Here is an 18787-nt window from a genome sequence, read left to right on the forward strand (position 1 = left end):
TGTCAGTGGGTCCGGCCGGCGGCAAGCTCGGCGATCCGGGTCAGCGCCAGCTCGGCGTAAAGGGCGGTCCCGTCTGCCAGTACGTTGTCGTCGAAGGTGGCGAACGGCGAGTGGTTGAAGGGGGCGGTGCGGTGGTCTTCGCCGGGGGCGGCAGCCGAGAGGCAGATGAAGCTGCCCGGCACCTCGGTCAGCACCCGGGAGAAATCCTCGGAACCGCCCAGCGGCTGGGCCATCCGCGAGTACCGCTCGTCGCCGAAGAGTGAGGTGATGATCCGTTCGGCGTTGTGCGTCTCGTCCACATCCGTGACGGTCAGCGGGTATTCAGGCTGGTAGTCCACGGTGACGGCGAGTCCGTGCGCTGCGGCAATGCCCTCCAGCAGCTGCGGAACCGCCGTCATCATTTTCTCCCGCGAGGCCTCCGAGAAGGTCCGCACCGTGGCCTCGAAACGGGCACTTTCCGGGATGACATTCCGCTTGGTGCCGGCCTGCAGCAACCCGACGGTGAGCACCACCGGGTCGAACATGTTGAACTGGCGGGTGATCATTACCTGCAGGGCGGTAACCATTTCGGAGACCGCGGTGACCGGGTCCTTCGCGCTGTGCGGGGCGGAGCCATGTCCGCCTGCACCGTGCACCGTCACGAAGAGCCCGTCCGAGGCAGACATCAGGATGTCCGGCTTGGTGAAGAACCGGGCGTTGGGCTCCAGGCCAGCCATCACATGCATCCCGAAAGCTGCATCTGGACGTTTGCCGGCGGCGTCCAGCACGCCTTCGCGGATCATGACGCCGGCGCCGTCGCAGCCCTCTTCCCCCGGCTGGAACATAAGCACGACGTCGCCGGCCAGCTCGTGCCGGCGCTCGGCGAGGAGGGTGGCGGCACCGGCGAGCATCGCGGTGTGCAGGTCGTGGCCGCAGGCATGCATGGCGCCGTCGATGCGGGGGCTGTAGTCCACGCCGGTGGCTTCCTGAACGGGCAGGCCATCCATGTCGCCGCGCAACAGCACCACGGGACGGTCTGCAGCAGCAGAACTTCCGGCAGCGGCGGAGGCTGCGGCGTCGCCGTTCCTTGCGGCGGACTGATCCAGGCCTGCGGTGCCGCGAAGAACCGCGGTCACTGAGGTGGTGTCCTGGCCGAGGGGGATTTCCAACGGCAGGCCATCGAGGGCTTCCAGCACCTTCTCCTGCGTGCGGGGCAGATCCAGTCCGATCTCCGGCTCCTGGTGCAGCCGGTGACGCAGCCGGACAATTTCATCCTGCAGCTCCCGGGCATCCGCTGTGACGGTCATGCGTTCCAACTCCTGGCAAAAAAGACGTTTCAACCATTATTCAGTGACGGCACTCACAATGGGCTAGAATCCAAGAAAACAACATAGAGACTGTCCGATTCCCAAGAAACGATCATCCTCACCCCATGGATCTCAGCGACGACGACAGAGCGCTCATCAATCTCCTGCAATTGGCTCCACGGATCAGCTGGACCGACGCCGCAGTTGTCCTGGACCGGCACCCCGGCACGCTGGCGGCACATTGGCAGCGGTTGCGGGCAGGCGGGCTGGCCTGGATCACCGCGCACTTGCTGGGCGATCCGGATGAAATGACGCTCAGTTTTGTGGACGCCGACTGCGAGTTGAGCCGGCGGCAGGAAGTCGAGGATGCGCTGTGCGCCATCCCGGAAGTTGTCTCGCTGGAAGAATCCGCCCGGAACCGGGATCTTGTCCTGACAGTGGTGACGCCAAGTTGGGCGGCGTTCACGCGTACAGTGCTGCCCCAACTGGCACAGATACCCGGTCTGGTCCGCTACCAAAGCGGAGTCTGCACCGCCCTGCACACCGGCGCCGACTCCTGGGAGCTGGACGCGCTCAGCACGCAGCAGCGCGCCCGCTTCCGGAAAATCCAGCGGCCTCCGGCGGGCACCTCCGCGGGTCCGCCGCCGTCGTCATACTGGCCTATTGTCCAGGAGCTGAGCCGCAACGGCCGCGCCACCGCAACGGAGATCGCGCAGGCTACCGGACTGCACCCGGTCACCGCGCGCCGCCAGCTCAATCGGGTGCTTGAATCCGGCACGCTGGCCTTCCGCTGCGAGGTGGCGCAGGATTACTCCGGCTTCCCGGTCAGCTGCCAGTGGTTTGTGGACGTACCGCCGGACCAGCGGCTCCATGCCGCGGCCGTGCTGCGGCAGATCGGGCAGCTGCGCCTGTGCGCCTCCACCACCGGAACCAGCAACTTCACGTTCATTATGTGGCTGCGCTCGGCCTCCAATGTCACCGACATCGAGGCGGCTTTCCTCGCCGCCGTGCCGGGTGCGCGCATCGTGGAGAGTTCGCTGACCGTCAAGTTCGTCAAGCGGGTGGGCTGGATGCTCAACACCGACACCACGACGACGGGAGAAGTGGTGGTGCCGCGCCCGCCGGCTGTCTGAGTGGGGGCTGGCTAGGACACCGACCGGCTCAGGCCACCCGGCCGAGCCGGCGCGCCACGTCCGCGGCCGGTTCCGCCGTCGCGTCCGGAAAGCCGACGCCGGCCCACAAGGACATCAGTTGCGGATCCTGCGCCTCGGCGGCCGCAGCCCGGACGGCACGCGTGAGCTGGTTGACCTGCGGGTAGACCGCCGGGGCGTACTTGCTGAACCCGCGGATGAAGTCATTCTCCAGCCCCCGGGCCAGCCGCCCGGAGAAGGCCCGGGTGAGGGCGGTTGAGCTGAAACGGGCGTCGATCAGGGCGTCCTTGTAGAACTTGGCGGCGCCGGATTCCGGCGTGCGCAGGAACGCGGTGCCGGCCTGCGCCGCCACAGCCCCCAGTTCCAGCGCCCGTCCGGCCTGGGCCGGGGAGCTGATTCCGCCGGCCGCCACCAGGGGAAGGTCGACGGCGGCACGCACCTCGGGCAGCAACGTTTCCAGCGTCTGGTCGTTGGGTTCGGCCCGAACGGTGAACGTCGACCGGTGTCCGCCCGCTTCCGCGGACTGGACTACCAGTATGTCGCAGCCGCGTGCCTCGGCCGCGCGGGCGTCCTGCGCGCCGGTCACCATGGCCCACACCGAAATGTCGGCACGGTGCAGTTTGTCAACGGTTTCTTCGTCCGGCAGTCCGAAGGTGAACGAGACGACCGCCGGCCGCGCTTCAACCAACAGCTCCAGTTTGCCGGCGTAGTCGTCGGTGTCCTGCCAGTCCGGCTCCGGGACGGCGGTCTCCAGGAACTCGGCGAGCCGGTGCCGGTAGGCTTCGACGGCGTCGACGTCTTCGGCGGCCGGTTCCCCTGTTGTGTTCGCGGGCACGAAGAGGTTCACGCCGAACGGCCTGTCCGTCAGCGCGCGCAGGTGCGCGATCTCCTCGGTAACCTTGCCCAGCGCCTTCAGTGCCCCGGCCAGGAAACCCAGCCCGCCGGCGTCGTTCACTGCCGCGGCCAAGGCAGGGGTGGACGGCCCTCCTGCCATCGGAGCGGCGACGACGGGCAGTTCAAGTTCAGCTGGAGTCCACATAACCGAAGACTACCTAACCACCGGCTGCCGCCACATCTTCGCGCACCAGTTCGGCGTTGACCGAGACGGCTACCCGGTAGGCATCTCCGGCGGCGGCGATGAGCTGGGCGGACGGATCGTTCGCGTTGCCCACCGCCCAGACCCCCTCGATGTCCGTCTTGCCGATTCCGTCGGTGGTAATGCAGCCATCCTCGGCGCGGCCACAGCCCAACGACGATACGATCGCGGAATCGACCGCGGCTTCCGGTTCAACGAACAGGGCCTGGCAGTCAACGCGCTGCCCGTCCGCCAATTCAAGCGCGGTCAGGGCATCGCCTTCAACGACCAGCTTCTTCACCTCGCCCGGTACAACCGCCACGTCCCGGGCAGCGAGCCGGTGTCGCTGGGCGTCATCCGGCTCCCCCGCGACATGCGTGAACAGCGTGACCTGTGGCGACCATTGGCGGACCAGCAGGGCCTGCTCGAAGGAGGTATCGCCGGTGGCGAGCACGCCGAGCTTGCGGTCGCGGACCTCCCACCCATGGCAGTAGGGACACTGCAGTAGGTCCTTGCCCCAGCGCTCGTCGGCGCCTGCCAGCTCCGGGAGTACGTCGCGCAGCCCCGTGGCCAGAATGAGATGGCGCCCGCTGACCTGGCTGCCGTCGTCGAGAATCGCGGCGCGGGCTTCCGTGACATCCACGACGGTCCCTTCGATCAGGTCAACGCCATAACCACGGACCTCATCGCGCGCCAGCCGGAGCAGCTCCGCTGGGGTGGTCCCATCCCGGGTGAGAAAACCGTGGGCATGCGAGGCCAGTTGGTTGCGCGGAGTGCCGGAATCCACCACGACTACCCTGCGTCGCGCCCGGCCGAGCACCAGCGCTGCACTGAGGCCGGCGACACCACCGCCGATGATGACGACGTCGTACTCCTGTTTCTGCGCAAAGGTCATGGACCAGTTTTACCTTTCCGGCCGCGGGCTTGACAGTGTTTCGAGCGAATCGGACAGCATTCTGTCCGGCGGCCGGTTCCGGTCTTCTTCGGGCCACCCCTCGACCATCCGGCTCCGTCTGGCTACGTTGGAAGCATGGCTATTGATGACGAGGTACAACGGAACCGGACCCGGCTTCTGGCCATTGTGAGCGGGCAGGTCCAAGGGGTGGGCTTCCGCTATTGGGCGCGGGAACAGGCTGAGCAGCTTGACCTGCATGGTGCCGCCATGAACCAGCCGGACGGCTCCGTCAAGATCGTCGCCGAGGGCCCGAAGGAAGCGGTCGAGAATTTTCTGGCGCGGCTGGATTCGGGCAACAGCCCCGGGCAAATCCGGAATATCGACGCCACGTATTCACGGGCGACAGGAGAGTTCATGCGCTTCGGAGTCGGTTAGCCAGATGCTCTAGTACTTCGGTTGGGCGCGTGGCGCGCTGAAAGTGCTGACGCTTACGGCAGGCTCACGCAGGCCAACAGGTCGCCGTCGGCGTCCAACCCACCGACGTCCCCCAGCGTCGGGTGGTAGTACTCGAACCAGGTTTGGGCTTCGGCGTGGTTGTCGAAGTCCGAACAGTTCACGCTGCGTGCAGGCGACGGCAGCGGGCCGGCCCCTCCCGGGACGGCGTTGTCCGGTTCCGGTGCGGGCGTCCGTGCCGGTGCACCGGCGGCGGGTGCCTTGGCCGCCGGTGCCTCTGCCTGGGCAAGGGGTCCCTCCATGAGATTTGAACCGGCAGCAGTTTCGTCCGGGCAGTCGGCCAGGATCCGTTCCATTGCGTCGTGCTCTGCCATCGTCACCCACAGCGAGTAGGCAGCTTTGACCGAGATCTGACGGGAGACGTACGCGCACCGGAAGGACTTGTTCTGCGGCAACCAGGTGGCGGCGTCGCCGTCGGACTTCTGGCTGTTCATCCGCTGCGTGGTCGCCAACAGGTTCAGCGGATCGTTCGCCAGCAAGGTGCGCTGCTCAAGCGTCAACTGCTGCGCGCCCTTCTGCCAGGCATCGCTGAGCGCCACCACGTGGTCCACGGGCACCAGCGCGCTGGTCTCCTGGCCGCGGGTGAATTCCACCGTCCGCCCCGAGTACGGGTCCTGCAGCACGCCGCTGATCACGCGGCAAGATTCGTTACTGCGGAAGGTGGGCGCGCTGAGATCACGCGTCAGGACATCGTTCCGGGTGTCGCAGCCGTTGCGGTCCACGTCTGCCCAGGCCTGCCCGAATTCGTCGCGGTCATACCCGGTCTTCGGCGCGCGGCCCTTGATCGGCAGGGTTTCCAGCAGTGCGAGTGCCGCGAAGCCAGGCTCCTGCCGGTCCTGCGACTCGACCGGTTCCGATTCGGTGCTTGGCTCCGGAGCAGATGCCTCCGCCGGCGCCGGGCCCGGTGCTGCCGGTGATTCAACCGACGACGACGACGGCACCGCCGCTGCCGATGTTTGGCTTGGCGCCGGGCTGCTTTGGCCACTGCTTTCCTCCGCGTCCGCCGACGTTCCGGCGATCAGCCAGAGAACCAGCAGTACAACGATCAGAAAACCGGCGGCAATGAACCGCCGACGTGGCCTCACGGCCGCTTGTTTCTCCCCCAACGAACTCTTCCCCCAGATCAAACGGACTTCTCCTACACAGTACCGCGCGGTTCCGACAATCTTCGGGGACTCAGCACTGGCGGGCACCGCGGCCTCTTCCTCGCGGCCCGGACCAGCTCGGCAAGCCCCGTCCGGGTCCAATCAGCCGCTGCCCGCCCCAGCACGGCGAACACACGATTAGACTCAGATCAAGCACTGTCAGCACAAGACCTGAGGACGCACATGACCGAGCCATCGCACACGTCCCGACGCGCCGCCGTCGTGCTTAATCCCATCAAGCCGACAACCGTAGACATTCGGGACCTGGTGTCAAAAATCAGTGCGGACGAGGGGTGGGACGAGCCGCTCTGGCTGGAAACCACCAAGGAAGATCCGGGCCACGGCATGGCCCAGCAGGCCCTGGACGAAGGCGTGGATCTGGTGATCGCCGCCGGTGGGGACGGCACGGTCCGGTGCGTCGCCGAAGAACTTTCCGGCACGAATACGCCGCTGGGGCTGCTGCCCTTGGGAACCGGAAACTTGCTGGCGCGCAACCTCGACCTTGACGTAGATGATCCCGAGGGCTCCATCCGGGTCGCCATCACCGGCACGGAACGCCGTCTTGACGTCGTCCACGTGACAGTCGACCGCGCCATCGAGGCGCACGTTTTCCTGGTCATGGCAGGCCTGGGCTTCGATGCGGCGATGATGGGCGATACCCGCGACGATCTCAAGGACAAGGTCGGCTGGCTGGCCTATGTCGACGCTGGAATCAGGAATCTTCCCGGCAAGCCGCAGCGCACCAAGATCACCATCGACGGCGGAAAGCCGATCGGCCGCCGGCTGCGCAGTGTCATGGGCGGCAATTGCGGCAAGATCATGGGCGGCCTGGAGATCTTCCCTGGGGCCAAGATCGATGACGGTCTCTTGGAAATCATGACCGTGGCACCGCACGGGACGTTCGGCTGGCTTGGGGTGGTCGCCGGGTTGCTCCGCCGCGGCAAGGGCAAGGACCCTTCGATCGAGTATTTCCAGTGCAAGTCAGCCGTAATTGAGACGCAGGTGCCGCAGGATATTGAGATCGACGGCGACTATCTGGGCAAGGGGACGCATATCGCCATGCGCGTTGAGCCCAACTCCCTGCGCGTGCGGATGCCGTACGGCAAGAAGGATCCTGCCATCCTGACCAGCCCGGAGCCCTAAGCTTCCCCGACGGGCTCAGCCAGCGGGACGGTGCTCTTCGAGCAGCCGGAGGCCCATCTTCCGCGCCCGGCTGGCCGCCTGCCGGTCCCCCTCGGCAGCCAGAATGATGGAGCCCTTCATCAACAGGTGCCAGGAGTTGGAAAACGCTTCCGTATCAGTCAGCCCAGCTTCATCGGCCCACCGCCGCAGCTGGCTGCGGATCTTGCCCAGATACTCAACGCAGGCCTGGCCCAGCGGATGGCCGGCCCCCATTTCCAACAGCACGTTGACGAAGGAACAGGCTTCAAAGTCTTCGCGCTGAAACCACTCGTCGAAGACGTCGAAAACGGCCAGCAGCCGTTGCTCCGCAGTGTCAGCTCTACGCATGGCTTCGGCAACGACGTAGCCCGTGGTCCACACCTGGTCCCGGCGCTCCAGGAACGCCAGCGCCAGATCGTCCTTCGATGCGAAATGGCGGTAGAAGGTCGCCTTGGCCACGCCGGATTCGCGGATCAGCTCATCAACCCCGACGTCCCGAATGCCGCGCCGCGAAAACAGTTCGTAGGCGGCAGCCAGGATCCGTTCCTTTGGATCAAGGCGAACGACGGCGGGTGCCCCGGTTTCCGCACGACCATCAGCTTCGATCCGCAGTGTCATGGAACACATTGTAGCCGGTAGACAGACCTGTCTTTCTTTCGGGCATGCAATATGAAAGACTGACCGTGCAGCGCGCGGCTTGCCGCCCGAACCCCCAACCGGGCGCCCCGCGCGTAAGCCCTCGGCAGAGACCCCCAACTTCTGCCGAGGGCTCTCTGCTTTAACCCGCGGGGAGTTCCGGGCCGCGGTGGACCAGCATGCCCTCCGGCGCGGCCTGATGCTTGTCATGCCACGGCCGGGAAGAGGACCATGTAAGTAGGGCTTCCGGGGAAAGTCCTAACCGAATCCAATCCGTTTCAGCCGGCGCTGGAATAAGGACGCAGATTATCTGGTCCATCGGCCGCCATCTGGAATAACCGGGCTCCAACCCGCCCATTGCAATGTCGCTCGACGTAGCCAGAAAAGGCAACGTCCTCAGAAAAGGAAAGTTGTCATGCCCGAGTTCATGGATGTGCATCACAACATGGTCGGCATCACCGCAGAGGCCCTTAAGGAGGCCCATAACGCGGACCTTGCCATTCAGGATGAAGAGAAGGTGGAATTCAAAAAGGCGTGGGCCGATCCGGAGAGCGGGGTTGTCTACTGCCTCTCCGAAGCACCGTCAGCCGAGGCCGTCCAGCGTATCCACGAGCGCGCCGGCCATCCCGCCGATGAAGTGCACGCAGTACCGCTCGTCGTCTGAAGCCGGCGCAGAAATAAGCAGAGGAGCCGCTTCCCCACGGGGAACGACTCCTCTGCTTATTTGCCTCTGGCGGCAGGCGGCGCGCCCTACGCTTTTACCGCGAGGACCGGGCACTCTGCCTGCAGCAGGATCCTTTGCGCGGTGCTGCCCATGATCAGCTTGCCCACCGGAGTCCGCTTGCGCAGCCCGATTACGATCAAGTCCGCCCGATGCGTTTCCGCCGCATCGAGCACCTCGTCCGCGGCATCGTTCCCGCCCATGGGCTGAAGCAGGATGTGTTCCACCCCGGCGGCCGCCAGCCGGCTGTCCAGCGCTTGGGCAGCATCGGACTGGACAAAGCGCTGGTCCACGAAGACATCCCCGCGGGTCGAGTTCACCACAACCAGCGGCGCTTTCGCGCTGGCCGCTTCACTGATTGCCCTGTTCAGGGCGGCTTCGCCCTCCGGCGTGGGGATGTAGCCCACCACTATGCTCATGATCGCTCCCGTTCATTTTCGATTTTGTCGGAGCGGTGGCGTCCTGCGGGTTCCGCCGGACCGCCGCCGCTGTTGCCGTCGTGCTCCGGCAGGACATTTTCTTGGTCCTTGTGCTGGCCCGCGTCCTTGTCGACATTGGCTTCACCATTGGCCACGCCGCCGTCGTCGTCGGTTGCAGCAGTTTCACCCGGAGTCTGCGGGACGTTGCCGAGGAGGACCGAATCCGGCCGGCGCTTGCGGATGATCTTCAGTGCCAGCGGTGCAAGCAGGACCAGCGCCACGATGATGTAAGTAACGACGGCGACCGGCTCGCTCCACAGCCCGGAGATGTCTCCGGCGCTAAGCTGCAGCGAGGTGCGCAGCGACTCCTCGGCGCGCGGGCCGAGGATGAGCCCGATGACCAGGGGCAGCACCGGCAGACCGTAGCGTCGCATGGCGAAGCCGAGCAGGCCGAGCAGCAGCAGGATCACCAGGTCGAACGCCTGGAGGTTGACTGCGTAGGCGCCCAGGGTAGCGAAGAACAGGATGCCGGCGTAGAGGTAGGGGCGCGGCAGCTGCAGCAGCTTGGCCCAGACCGGTGCCAGCGGCAGGTTGATCAGCAGCAGCAGGGTGTTGCCGATGAACAGGCTGGCGATCAGTGCCCACACCAGCTGCGGCTCGCTGTCGAAGAGCAGCGGCCCGGGCTGGATCCCGAACTGGATGAAGGCAGCCAGCATGACCGCCGCGGTGGCGTTGGTCGGCAGGCCCAGGGCCAGCATCGGAGTCAGGGTACCGGCGGCCGAGGCATTGTTCGCAGCCTCGGGGCCGGCAACGCCCTCGATCGCGCCGTGGCCGAATTCCTCCGGGTGCTTGGAGAGCTTCTTCTCCGTGACGTAGGAGAGGAACGTGGGAATCTCGGCGCCGCCGGCCGGCAATGCGCCGAACGGGAAACCATAGGCGGTACCGCGCAGCCAGGGCTTCCAGGACCGCTTCCAGTCCTGTTTGCCCATCCAGGGCCGGCCCACCGGAATGGTTTGCATCGGCTTGCGGCGCAGATGCGCGGCGATCCAAAGGGCTTCGCCGACCGCGAAGATGGCGACGGCGACAACCACGATGTCCAGCCCGTCCACCAGCAGCGGCTGGCCGAAGATGAGGCGCTGCTGCCCGGTGACCGGGTCCGCCCCGACCAGCCCGATGGCCAGACCGATTCCGAGGGCGGAAAAACCGCGTAGCTTGGAACCGCCGAGCACGGCCGTCACGGCGATGAGAGCCAGGACGATGATGGCCAGGTAGCTAGGGTCGCCGAGGCTGACGGCGAAGTCCACCACAACCGGGGCGAAGGCCACGAGCAGGGCGGTGCCGATGGTGCCGGCAACGAAGGAGCCGATGGCTGCTGTCGCCAGCGCCTGCGCTGCGCGGCCCGACTTGGCCATCTTGTGGCCTTCGATCGCGGTGATGACTGTGGAGGACTCGCCCGGGGTGTTCAGCAGGATCGAGGTGGTAGAGCCGCCGTACATACCGCCGTAGTAGATGCCGGCGAACATGATGAATGCGCTGGTCGGTTCCAGCGAGTAGGTGACCGGCAGCAGCAGGGCCACAGCCATGGCAGGTCCGATGCCGGGCAGCACGCCGACCGCGGTACCCAGCAGCACGCCGATGAAGGCGTACAGCAGGTTAATCGGCGTGGCCGCCGTCGAGAATCCCTGCATCAGCAGGTCGAATGTCTCCATTTAGAGCACTCCTTCCAAGAGCCCGGCCGGCAGTTTGATGCCCAGACCGAGGTAGAACCCGTAGAAGGTGCCCAGGGCCATGACCACGGAGATGATGCCGTCACGGATATAGCGGCGGCTGCCCAGCGCCCAGACACTGCCCCAAAAGAGGAGGGTTCCGGAGATGACCCAGCCGACGGTGTCGATCAGGAGGATGTTGAGCACGAATGCGCCCAGCAGCGGCACCACGGTACGCCAGTCGGTGGGATGCGTCAGGTCCACGTCTTCGCCGCCCTCGGCTTCGCCCTGCCCGCCGCGCAGCACGTTGATGGCCAGCAACACGGCACAGACCAGCAGCAGTGCCCCGACGATGTACGGCAGGGTCTTCGGGCCGACCGGGTCGGCCTGGGAATACGGGACGTTCAGGGACAGCGCGTCGAGGATCACGATCACGCCGACCGCCCCGAGCAGGGCAGCGAGGCCCAGCTCGGAGCGGCCTTTCAGCCGGGAAACCAGCTTGTTCACGCAAGCCCCAGTTCGGTCAGGACGTTGGCCACGCGCTCATCCTGTTCCTTTAGGAACGTGGAGAACTCTTCGCCGGTGGCGAAAGCGTCGGTCCAGCCATTGGTTTCGAGGGCCTGCTGCCACTCGGGGGTACCGTGCATCTTCTCCAGCGCGCCGATCCACTTCTGCTTGTCTTCTTCGCTGACTCCCGGAGGGGCAACGATGCCGCGCCAGTTGCTGAAGACCAGGTCGATGTTGGATTCCTGCAGGGTGGGGGCGTCGACGCCCTCGAGGCGCTCTTCGCCGCTGGTGGCCAGGACGCGGATCTCGCCGCTCTTGATCTGGTCGATGTACTCGCCGGCGCCGGAAGCGGCGAAGCCGAGCTTGTTGCCCAGGATGGCCGGCAGCAGGTCGCCGCCACCGTCGTAGGACACGAAGTTCACGTCCTTCGGGTCAATGCCGACGGTCTGGGCCAGCTGCATCGGCAGCAGGTGGTCGGGGCCGCCCGGCGAGGAGCCGCCGCCGACGCTGACCTTGGACGGGTCTTCCTTCCAGGCCTTCACCAAGTCGTCGATGGTCTTGTAGGGGGAATCCTTGGAGACCATGATGGCGCCCGGCTCCTGGATCAGGCGGGCCAGCGGAGTGGTCGCGGTCAGCTTGGACTCGGAGTCGTTGGTGTAGCTGGCGCCCACCACGCCCAGGCCCATCAGCATGGCCAGGTCGCCGTTGCCTTCTTCGTTGACGGTGCGGGCCAAGCCTACGGTGCCGCCGGCACCGGCCAGGTTGAAGACCTCGATGTTGGAGGCGATGTCGGTTTCCTCCATCACCTTCGCGGCAACGCGGGCAGTGGTGTCGTAACCGCCGCCCGGCGTGTTGGGAACCATGATGCGCAGGTCGGTGACGGGGCCTTCGGCAGCCGCCGAGGTGCCGGCAGCTTCGCCGCCGCTGGAACCGGTGACACCGCAGCCCGAGGCTGCCAGGGCAATGCCTGCCGCCACGGCGGCCAGGCGGAATGCGTTGAATCGACGCATGGGAATCCTCTTCTCATCAGGAGTACGAATAAGTCCACGGTATGGCCGACCGTGATGCCCGTCACGCTTGTGTTCTCAAAGAAAGTTGTGTTCATTGTGGTCACGCTCACATGCCGGGAATGGGCTGGATAATGGGTATAGTTCACCCGATCAACCGGGGACATGGACCGGTTCACAGGTGGAAAGGATCCCAGTGCTCAAGCACGCCGGCAGGCTAACAAGACGACGCCGACGCATCACCCTGGCCGGTCAGTATCTGGTCCTGCAGCTGCTGATAGTGCTGGCCGTGCTGCTCGGCGTCATCGCCATCTCGCTGGCTCAATCCGCGCAGGCTTTTGAACGCGTCGAAGGACGCCGGGCCCTCTCCGCCGCCGAAACCCTCGCGGCGATGCCTGCCGTGCGCTCGCTGCTCCCCGGCGCCGAGCCGCGGCTGGGCTCCGCGCTGCCGGCGGTGGCCGAATCCGTCCGGACCGTCTCCGGTTCCACTTTCGCCATTCTGGCCAAGCCGGACCGCACCATCATCACCTCCCCCGATCCATCCCAGTTGGGCGAACTCCTGCCGCTGGGCGAGAGCAGCGTCCTCTCCGGGCGGTCTTGGACCGGCGAGGTCAATATGGACGGCACCACATCATTGGTGGCACATGTTCCGGTGCTCGACGACCGCGGGCAAACGGTGGGAATTGCCGCCGTCGGACGTGAATACCCCTCCACCTGGGAGCGCCTGGGCCAGGCCGTCCCCAACCTGCTGACCTATCTGGGCGTCTCGCTTGCCCTCGGCACCGCCGGTTCCCTGCTGCTGGCGCGCCGCGTCAAACGCCAGACCCTGGGCCTGGAGCCGGAGGAGATCGCCGGGCTGGTAGAGCACCGCGAGGCCATGCTGCACGGGGTGAAAGAGGGAGTCATCGCGCTGGACCCGCAGCAGCGGATCACGCTGACCAATGACAGCGCGCGCCGGCTGCTGGGCCTGCCGCTGGACTGCGTTGGCCGCAACCTCGACGAGCTGGATCTGATGCCGCAGCTTCGCGAGGTGCTGACCCGCGACCAGGCGGACGCGGACCGGCTGGTCCTGGTCGGCGAGCGGGTGGTGGTCTTCAACCGCATGCCGATGCGCTCCCGCGGCAGGGTAATCGGTTCCGTCACCACCCTGCGCGACCGCACCGAGCTCTCCTCGCTGGAGAAGGAACTCGGCGCCACCCGCACCACCACGGATACCCTGCGCGCCCAGACCCACGAGTTCGCCAACCAGCTGCACACCATCTCAGGCCTGATCCAGCTCGGCGAGTATGACGAAGTGATCAACTTTGTCGACGGGGTCAGCCTCAGCCGCACCCGGCTCTACGATGACGTCACCAGCCGCATCCAGGATCCGGCGGTGGCAGCGCTCCTGATCGCCAAGGCCAGCCTCGCGGCCGAACGCAATGTTGCGCTGGAACTGGCCGAAGGTTCCGGCCTGGGACGGGCGGACGATGAGCTGTCCAGGGACCTGACTACCGTCGTCGGCAATTTGGTGGACAACGCCCTCGACGCAGTCACCGGAACTCCCGCCGCTAGCGTCCGGATCCTCCTCGAGGACAAGGCCGATCAGGTCATCGTCACGGTGAAGGACTCCGGCCCGGGCGTGGCGGTGCAGTCGCTGGAGGACATCTTCACGCAGGGTTTCACCACCAAAACCTCACAGAACGACGGCGGACGCGGCTTCGGTCTCGCGCTCACCCGGCTAGTATGTCTGAGGCGGAACGGCGAAGTGAGCGTCCACAATGACGGCGGCGCCGTGTTCACCGCCCGCCTCGGAAAGCGGAGCCCACAGTCATGATCAAGGTACTTATTGTCGACGACGACTTCATGGTCGCGAAGGTGCACGCCGGTTTTGTCCGGCAGACGCCCGGATTCGCCGTCGTTGGCGTAGCCCACACCGGCGCCCAGGCGCTTGTGGAGGCCAAACGTCTCCAGCCCGATCTGGTCCTGCTGGACATCCACCTGCCGGACATCAGCGGCCTGGACCTGCTGCAGCAGCTTCGCGAAGAGGTACCCGAGCTGGACGTGCTGGTGATCAGCGCCGCCCGCGAGGTAGACACCGTGCGCCGGGCGCTGCGTGGCGGCATTGTGCACTACCTGATGAAGCCGTTCTCCAACGAGGACCTGCGCGAACGGCTCGAACACTACCAGCAGGCCTACCGCCCGCTCGCCTCGTCCAAGAGCACCGCCGAGCAGTCGGACGTGAACCGGGTCTTCGGCGTGAGCCGGACCGAGCGGCCGCTGCCCAAGGGGTGCAGCGTCGAGACCCTGCGTCTGGTCGAGCAGCTTCTGCGGGACACCGGAACCGATCTTTCGGCCAGCGAAGCCGCGGACCGGCTGGGCACGTCCCGGGTCAGCGCCCGGCGTTATCTCGAGTATCTCAGCGACGACGGGCGCGTGGAGGTCCAGCTCCGCTACGGCGGGGTCGGCCGCCCCGAACGCCGCTACGTCTGGCGGTCCTGAAGAGTACACTTTCGGCCATGACAAGTACCAACACAGTGTTCGGCTGGGCTTTCGGCGACGGTGCCCGTGCCGACGACAAGGATTATCTGGCCCGCCTCCGTCAGGATTCCCTGGAGAACGCGCGGCAGGAAGCAGCCCGGAAGGGAGTGGACGTTGTTCCGGACTCGGCCGACTTCACGCTGGTCTCGGACGAGGATTCACTGATCGATCTGGGTGAAGCCGGGCAGAACCGGATTGTCATGCGCTGCACGGTCGACGTGACGGGCCCGGGTGCCGGACAGCTGCGGGCCGAGGGGCCGATGAACGGCTGAGACGCCGTCATCCGGAGGATCCGGATGTGGATGTCCCAGATAACGGCAGAAAAAGACAGCCGTTCCCCACGCACCCGCCAGGATGGACAGCCCGACGCTGTCCACGGAGCCGGCGCTGGCGGGATAGAGAAGCCAGGTTGCTCCCAGCACCACCGAACTGATCCAGCAGCTGGTGCCGAGCAGGGTGCGGCCCGGGAACCAGAAGGTCATAACCAGAACGGCCAGCGAGAGATACAGGCCGAGCGCGGCCTGCACGGGCCAGTGGGTCAACCCCCAGGTGATGTCGTCTTCGATGCCCGGAGTTTGGGAGAGTTCCACGGCCGTTGCCGCATACGCCCACCAGAACGGAACCCCCACCAGGGCCAACAGGAGCAACGGCCCGCTGGGATCCAGCCCCGACGTCGTGCGCCGGCGCTGAGGTTGCCGGGCGGTGCTGCCGGTGCTGCCGCCTGAGCTGCTGCTTCTATCGCGCCACCCAGCGATGGAACTGATGACGGTCATGGGGATGAGGATGGCCGCCACTACCAGCGGCGACGTGTCATGTGTGAAGATCCAGGCCAGCAGCAGTGCCGCCGCGGTGGTCCAGAGCTGGACAAGGGCCGGGGCCGGTTCCTGCGGCCGGGCCGCGATGGCCAGGAAGGCTCCGCTGATCACGAAGGTGAAGAGCACGCCCCAGCTGGCCTCCAGCCCCATGACGGCGGCGAAGCCTTCGTTGGCGCTGAAGACCGTGAGCAGATCGACGATCCCGAAGAACGCCACTGCCCAGAATAGTACTGCCAACCCCGCCCAGATACGGGCACCGGCGACCATAAACAAAAGTCTATCGCCGCCGGTCCCTCCGGTGGAGAGCTACTCCACGTTGGAGAGCTACTTGACGTTGGCCTTCAGGCAGGAAACTGCGCGCTCCCAGGCCAGCTTCGCTTCCTCGGGCCGGTAGTTGCCCTGCGGGTTTTCGTCATTGTGGAAGGCATGCGGGGCGTCGTAGTAGAAGAACTCGACCTTGGCCCCGGACTCGCGGCGGATCTGTTCTTCCTGCGCCCGCGCCTTCTCAGCAGGGTAGGACGAATCCTGCTCCCCGTAGTGCCCCTGCACAACGGCCCGCACTCCCGTGTAGGAGTCCGGCACGGCCTGTCCCACCCCGTAGAACGGTACGGCCGCGCCGATCCGCTCGCCCTGCTGCGCGGCGAGCGCCAGGACAAATCCCCCGCCCATGCAGAAGCCGATGGCTCCCACGGTGGAGCTGGTCACCGCGTCGCTGGCGAGCAGGTAATCCACCGCGCCGGCGAGCAGGCGTGCGCCCTCTTCCTCCGGAAGCTTTGACATCATCTTGGCCGCTTCCTTGCCATCGTGCGTAATCCAGCCGCCGTAGAGATCGGGGGCCAGCGCGACGAAGCCTTCGGCGGCAAGCCGGTCCGCCACGTCGCGGATGTGGTCGGCCAGGCCCCACCACTCCTGGATGACGATGACGCCCGGCCCCTGACCGGACTCGGGCAGGGCCAGATAGCCATGGGCTTCTCCGCCTGCCGATGCAAAGCTGACGTTCTGGTGCGGGGTCTTCTCAGCCAAACTTCCTCCTGGTGTCGCATGCATCGAAATGTCGGTTAGTCGATTGGTCGCTCCACGGTCCAGTGTAGATGTCATCGGATGGGATGCCGCGGGCTCAGTTTCCGCCCACAGCCTCAAGAAACTCCTCCACCATGGGTGCTCCGGTGACGGCACCCAGGTCGCCATCCTCCACGAACACCGCCAGCGCCAGGTCGCCCTGGCCGGCGATCACCCACGAGTGGGTCTGCAGCGGATCCTCGCTGCCGTATTCGGCCGTGCCGGTCTTGCCGATCACAGGCTCCCCCGGTAGGTCGGCAAGGTTGGCCAGATAACCATCAACGACGGCGGAGCGCATCATGCCGGTCAGCTGGTCCGCTTCCTCCTGGGTGAGTTTCGGGACGTCAGGCAGCTCCGCCTCGGCGTCGTGCCCCTTGACCAGCTGCGGGACAACAACCTCCCCCTTGACCACGGACGCCATCATAGTGGTCAGTGCCAGCGGTGAGGTCTGGACGCGGCTTTGGCCGATCATCGATGCGGCATGGGCCGTTCCCTCTGTGTCCTCGCGGGGGACGTTCCCCATGAACGCTTCAAGGCCAAGGTTGGCGTTCATTCCGATGCCGAGCGCCCCGGCTGCGTCGGCCAGCTCATCCTGGGGCAGGTTCTCATACTGGGAGACGAACGCGGTGTTGCAGGAATGGGCAATGGCTTCGGTCAGCGTGATCTCGCCCAGGAAGGCTGCTGGGTAGCCGTCGGCATTTTCGAAGGTGCGCCCATCGGCAACGAATTCCTCCTCGCACGTCACGGAGGATTCCGGTGTCATGCCCTGGCGAAGCAGCCCGAGGGCCGTGGCGATCTTGAATGTGGACCCGGGCGCGTACTGGCCCAGGAAGGCGGTGTTGTAACCATTGCTGTCCGGACCGTTGGCCGCGGCGAGGATCTCCCCAGTGGACGGGCGCAAAGCCACAATGGAGCTGGGCGATTCAATGTCCGCCAGCACGTCCTCCGCCGCCCGCTGCATGTCCGGCTCCAGGCTGATCTGGACGTCCTGCCCGTTCTCCGGCTCAATGCTGAACAGCTCCCGCGACGCCGCGGCTTCCGCTTCCGTGCCGCCCTGGTCGCCGTCGTTCTCTTCAGCGGCTGCGACGGCGGAAATGGTCAGGCCCGGCGTGCCGGACAGGTCATCGTTGTAGGCGGCCTGCAGCCCGGACGTGCCCACCATCTCGCCCTGGACGATCTTGCCTTCGGACTTTTCGATGTCCTCGGCCGAAGCTTCGCGCACGGTGCCCAGCACTGCTGCCGCGAAGTCGCGCGAGGGCGCCAGCGGCAGCTCGTCCTCGAGCGCGGCCGAACCGTCAATGGCTTCCAGCCGGTTTTGGTCCAGATCCTTGAAGGCGGCCTCGCGCAGGGTGATGGCATCCACGAAGGCCTCCGGCCCGTAGGCCTCGACCTTCGACTGGTAGTCGCCGGCGTCGATGTCCACCAGTTCGGCCAGCTGCTGCGCGGAGGCGTTGGCCGCGGCCTCGCTCAGCCCGGACTTGTCAATGCCGACCACCCGGACCGGCCGCTCGGTCACCAAGGGTTCGCCGGCGGCGTCGAGAATGTCGCCACGCTCAGGTTCGGCGGTGGTCTTCGCCAGCCGCTCCCCTTCGGCCAGGGACGGTTCCACGATGGCCGGTGACCACACGACCTGCCAGCTGTCGTCCGCATGGGCGAGCTCCGCCGTCGTTGTATAGGTCCATTTCTGCTCGGAGTCCGGGATGGTCCATTCGTAGGACAGCGTGGCAGTGGTGCGGTTGTCCTGGACCTCGCCCACCTCGGCCACGGAGACCTTAGGCACCAGCGGATCCATGCCTTCCAGAACGCCGGCCAGTTCCGCTTGGACATCCGCCCCGGTGGCGCCGGAGAAGGCAATGCTCTCAACATTCTTTGCGCTCAGGCCCTCCGCGAGTGCGGCGGCGGTACTCTGTGCCTCGTCCTTGCTCGGGGCGCAGGCGACCGCCGTGCCGACCAGCAATAGTGCCAAAACTGTTCCAAGTGCGCGCCGCAGCATGTTCCCCCTGTTGTCCAGTGACCTTTAGCGAACTTATAAGCGCGCGGCGGATATGTCGAGTGCGCTGGAAAGTTGTGGGGATCCTGCGGGTTATGCGCGGGGTTGGCAGTTGGTGCTGACCTTTGGGCCTGGAGTTACTAAGCTGGCTGAGTAACGCCACCGGACGTGGCCATCCGAC

19 protein-coding genes are annotated in these 18787 nt (G+C 66.0%); 7 read left to right on the forward strand and 12 right to left on the reverse strand.

Features of this window, described 5'->3' with window-relative positions; genetic code table 11:
* Window positions 1-2: 2 nt before the first annotated feature.
* Window positions 3-1286, reverse strand: a complete 1284-nt coding sequence (locus AC3A4M_RS17570; RefSeq protein WP_498737307.1) for a M20 metallopeptidase family protein — start codon at window positions 1284-1286, stop codon at window positions 3-5.
* A gap of 125 nt (window positions 1287-1411) precedes the next feature.
* Between AC3A4M_RS17570 and AC3A4M_RS17575 the strand changes: the two genes are divergently transcribed.
* A complete protein-coding gene (locus tag AC3A4M_RS17575) occupies window positions 1412-2419 on the forward strand; it encodes an Lrp/AsnC family transcriptional regulator (RefSeq protein ID WP_498737308.1) in 1008 nt (335 codons plus the stop codon).
* Window positions 2420-2447: 28 nt separating this feature from the next.
* Here AC3A4M_RS17575 and AC3A4M_RS17580 read toward each other — a convergent pair whose 3' ends face one another.
* Together AC3A4M_RS17580 and AC3A4M_RS17585 are read right to left on the reverse strand one after the other, a co-directional pair.
* On the reverse strand, window positions 2448-3476 hold the full coding sequence (locus tag AC3A4M_RS17580) for an NAD(P)H-dependent flavin oxidoreductase (RefSeq protein WP_498737310.1): 1029 nt from the start codon (window positions 3474-3476) through the stop codon (window positions 2448-2450).
* Window positions 3477-3489: 13 nt separating this feature from the next.
* Window positions 3490-4407, reverse strand: coding sequence for an NAD(P)/FAD-dependent oxidoreductase (locus AC3A4M_RS17585; protein ID WP_498737311.1), 918 nt, complete (start codon window positions 4405-4407; stop codon window positions 3490-3492).
* Between the two features lie 135 nt (window positions 4408-4542).
* Between AC3A4M_RS17585 and AC3A4M_RS17590 the strand changes: the two genes are divergently transcribed.
* Window positions 4543-4842, forward strand: a complete 300-nt coding sequence (locus tag AC3A4M_RS17590; RefSeq protein WP_498737313.1) for an acylphosphatase — start codon at window positions 4543-4545, stop codon at window positions 4840-4842.
* A gap of 53 nt (window positions 4843-4895) precedes the next feature.
* Here the strand turns inward: AC3A4M_RS17590 and AC3A4M_RS17595 are convergent, their stop codons facing one another.
* The gene (locus tag AC3A4M_RS17595) at window positions 4896-6005 is read right to left on the reverse strand and encodes an HNH endonuclease family protein (RefSeq protein WP_498737315.1); all 1110 of its coding nucleotides are present in this window, start codon (window positions 6003-6005) and stop codon (window positions 4896-4898) included.
* 243 nt (window positions 6006-6248) lie between these two features.
* Between AC3A4M_RS17595 and AC3A4M_RS17600 the strand changes: the two genes are divergently transcribed.
* On the forward strand, window positions 6249-7208 hold the full coding sequence (locus AC3A4M_RS17600) for a diacylglycerol/lipid kinase family protein (RefSeq protein WP_498737317.1): 960 nt from the start codon (window positions 6249-6251) through the stop codon (window positions 7206-7208).
* A gap of 15 nt (window positions 7209-7223) precedes the next feature.
* On the opposite strand, the gene AC3A4M_RS17605 is transcribed toward AC3A4M_RS17600, so the two are convergent.
* Window positions 7224-7844 (reverse strand): TetR/AcrR family transcriptional regulator, encoded by a 621-nt coding sequence (locus AC3A4M_RS17605; RefSeq protein ID WP_498737319.1) that lies wholly within the window; start codon window positions 7842-7844, stop codon window positions 7224-7226.
* 433 nt (window positions 7845-8277) lie between these two features.
* On the opposite strand from AC3A4M_RS17605, the gene AC3A4M_RS17610 reads away from it, so the two are divergent.
* The gene (locus AC3A4M_RS17610; RefSeq protein WP_074700955.1) at window positions 8278-8526 is read left to right on the forward strand and encodes an SCO4226 family nickel-binding protein; all 249 of its coding nucleotides are present in this window, start codon (window positions 8278-8280) and stop codon (window positions 8524-8526) included.
* Between the two features lie 86 nt (window positions 8527-8612).
* On the opposite strand, the gene AC3A4M_RS17615 is transcribed toward AC3A4M_RS17610, so the two are convergent.
* The 4 genes from AC3A4M_RS17615 to AC3A4M_RS17630 are packed head-to-tail and all read right to left on the reverse strand — an operon-like array spanning window position 8613 to window position 12225.
* Window positions 8613-9002, reverse strand: coding sequence for a universal stress protein (locus tag AC3A4M_RS17615; RefSeq protein WP_498732284.1), 390 nt, complete (start codon window positions 9000-9002; stop codon window positions 8613-8615).
* Window positions 8999-10711 carry a tripartite tricarboxylate transporter permease gene (locus AC3A4M_RS17620; protein ID WP_498737321.1) on the reverse strand — a complete coding sequence of 571 codons (1713 nt, stop codon included), beginning with the start codon at window positions 10709-10711 and terminating at the stop codon, window positions 8999-9001. Before AC3A4M_RS17620 ends, AC3A4M_RS17615 begins: the two co-directional genes overlap by 4 nt.
* The gene (locus AC3A4M_RS17625) at window positions 10712-11215 is read right to left on the reverse strand and encodes a tripartite tricarboxylate transporter TctB family protein (RefSeq protein ID WP_498732286.1); all 504 of its coding nucleotides are present in this window, start codon (window positions 11213-11215) and stop codon (window positions 10712-10714) included.
* Window positions 11212-12225, reverse strand: coding sequence for a Bug family tripartite tricarboxylate transporter substrate binding protein (locus AC3A4M_RS17630; protein WP_498737323.1), 1014 nt, complete (start codon window positions 12223-12225; stop codon window positions 11212-11214). Before AC3A4M_RS17630 ends, AC3A4M_RS17625 begins: the two co-directional genes overlap by 4 nt.
* 235 nt (window positions 12226-12460) lie before the next feature.
* Between AC3A4M_RS17630 and AC3A4M_RS17635 the strand changes: the two genes are divergently transcribed.
* From AC3A4M_RS17635 to AC3A4M_RS17645, 3 genes are read left to right on the forward strand one after another with little or no spacing between them, the layout of a single operon-like run.
* Entirely contained in the window at window positions 12461-14038 is a 1578-nt protein-coding gene (locus tag AC3A4M_RS17635) for a sensor histidine kinase (protein ID WP_498737377.1), read from the forward strand.
* Complete coding sequence (locus AC3A4M_RS17640; protein ID WP_498737325.1) at window positions 14035-14703, forward strand: response regulator; 669 nt, start codon at window positions 14035-14037, stop codon at window positions 14701-14703. Before AC3A4M_RS17635 ends, AC3A4M_RS17640 begins: the two co-directional genes overlap by 4 nt.
* 17 nt (window positions 14704-14720) lie before the next feature.
* On the forward strand, window positions 14721-15014 hold the full coding sequence (locus AC3A4M_RS17645) for a hypothetical protein (RefSeq protein WP_074700949.1): 294 nt from the start codon (window positions 14721-14723) through the stop codon (window positions 15012-15014).
* On the opposite strand, the gene AC3A4M_RS17650 is transcribed toward AC3A4M_RS17645, so the two are convergent.
* From AC3A4M_RS17650 to AC3A4M_RS17660, 3 genes are all read right to left on the reverse strand, one after another.
* Window positions 14901-15824 carry a hypothetical protein gene (locus AC3A4M_RS17650; RefSeq protein WP_498737327.1) on the reverse strand — a complete coding sequence of 308 codons (924 nt, stop codon included), beginning with the start codon at window positions 15822-15824 and terminating at the stop codon, window positions 14901-14903. The genes AC3A4M_RS17645 and AC3A4M_RS17650 overlap by 114 nt on opposite strands.
* Window positions 15825-15881: 57 nt before the next feature.
* Window positions 15882-16580 (reverse strand): dienelactone hydrolase family protein, encoded by a 699-nt coding sequence (locus AC3A4M_RS17655; protein ID WP_498737329.1) that lies wholly within the window; start codon window positions 16578-16580, stop codon window positions 15882-15884.
* Window positions 16581-16674: 94 nt separating this feature from the next.
* The gene (locus AC3A4M_RS17660) at window positions 16675-18582 is read right to left on the reverse strand and encodes a penicillin-binding transpeptidase domain-containing protein (protein WP_498737331.1); all 1908 of its coding nucleotides are present in this window, start codon (window positions 18580-18582) and stop codon (window positions 16675-16677) included.
* Window positions 18583-18787 lie beyond the last annotated feature (205 nt).

Source organism: Arthrobacter sp. Soil_C_60 (assembly GCF_057656375.1).

Excerpts from the sequence above, each read along its gene's own strand:
- AC3A4M_RS17570 (WP_498737307.1), bottom strand. The coding sequence starts at position 1,286 with ATGACCGTCACAGCGGATGCCCGGGAGCTGCAGGATGAAATTGTCCGG.
- AC3A4M_RS17575 (WP_498737308.1), top strand. The coding sequence starts at position 1,412 with ATGGATCTCAGCGACGACGACAGAGCGCTCATCAATCTCCTGCAATTG.
- AC3A4M_RS17580 (WP_498737310.1), bottom strand. The coding sequence starts at position 3,476 with ATGTGGACTCCAGCTGAACTTGAACTGCCCGTCGTCGCCGCTCCGATG.
- AC3A4M_RS17585 (WP_498737311.1), bottom strand. The coding sequence starts at position 4,407 with ATGACCTTTGCGCAGAAACAGGAGTACGACGTCGTCATCATCGGCGGT.
- AC3A4M_RS17590 (WP_498737313.1), top strand. The coding sequence starts at position 4,543 with ATGGCTATTGATGACGAGGTACAACGGAACCGGACCCGGCTTCTGGCC.
- AC3A4M_RS17600 (WP_498737317.1), top strand. The coding sequence starts at position 6,249 with ATGACCGAGCCATCGCACACGTCCCGACGCGCCGCCGTCGTGCTTAAT.
- AC3A4M_RS17605 (WP_498737319.1), bottom strand. The coding sequence starts at position 7,844 with ATGACACTGCGGATCGAAGCTGATGGTCGTGCGGAAACCGGGGCACCC.
- AC3A4M_RS17610 (WP_074700955.1), top strand. The coding sequence starts at position 8,278 with ATGCCCGAGTTCATGGATGTGCATCACAACATGGTCGGCATCACCGCA.
- AC3A4M_RS17615 (WP_498732284.1), bottom strand. The coding sequence starts at position 9,002 with ATGAGCATAGTGGTGGGCTACATCCCCACGCCGGAGGGCGAAGCCGCC.
- AC3A4M_RS17620 (WP_498737321.1), bottom strand. The coding sequence starts at position 10,711 with ATGGAGACATTCGACCTGCTGATGCAGGGATTCTCGACGGCGGCCACG.
- AC3A4M_RS17630 (WP_498737323.1), bottom strand. The coding sequence starts at position 12,225 with ATGCGTCGATTCAACGCATTCCGCCTGGCCGCCGTGGCGGCAGGCATT.
- AC3A4M_RS17640 (WP_498737325.1), top strand. The coding sequence starts at position 14,035 with ATGATCAAGGTACTTATTGTCGACGACGACTTCATGGTCGCGAAGGTG.
- AC3A4M_RS17645 (WP_074700949.1), top strand. The coding sequence starts at position 14,721 with ATGACAAGTACCAACACAGTGTTCGGCTGGGCTTTCGGCGACGGTGCC.
- AC3A4M_RS17650 (WP_498737327.1), bottom strand. The coding sequence starts at position 15,824 with ATGGTCGCCGGTGCCCGTATCTGGGCGGGGTTGGCAGTACTATTCTGG.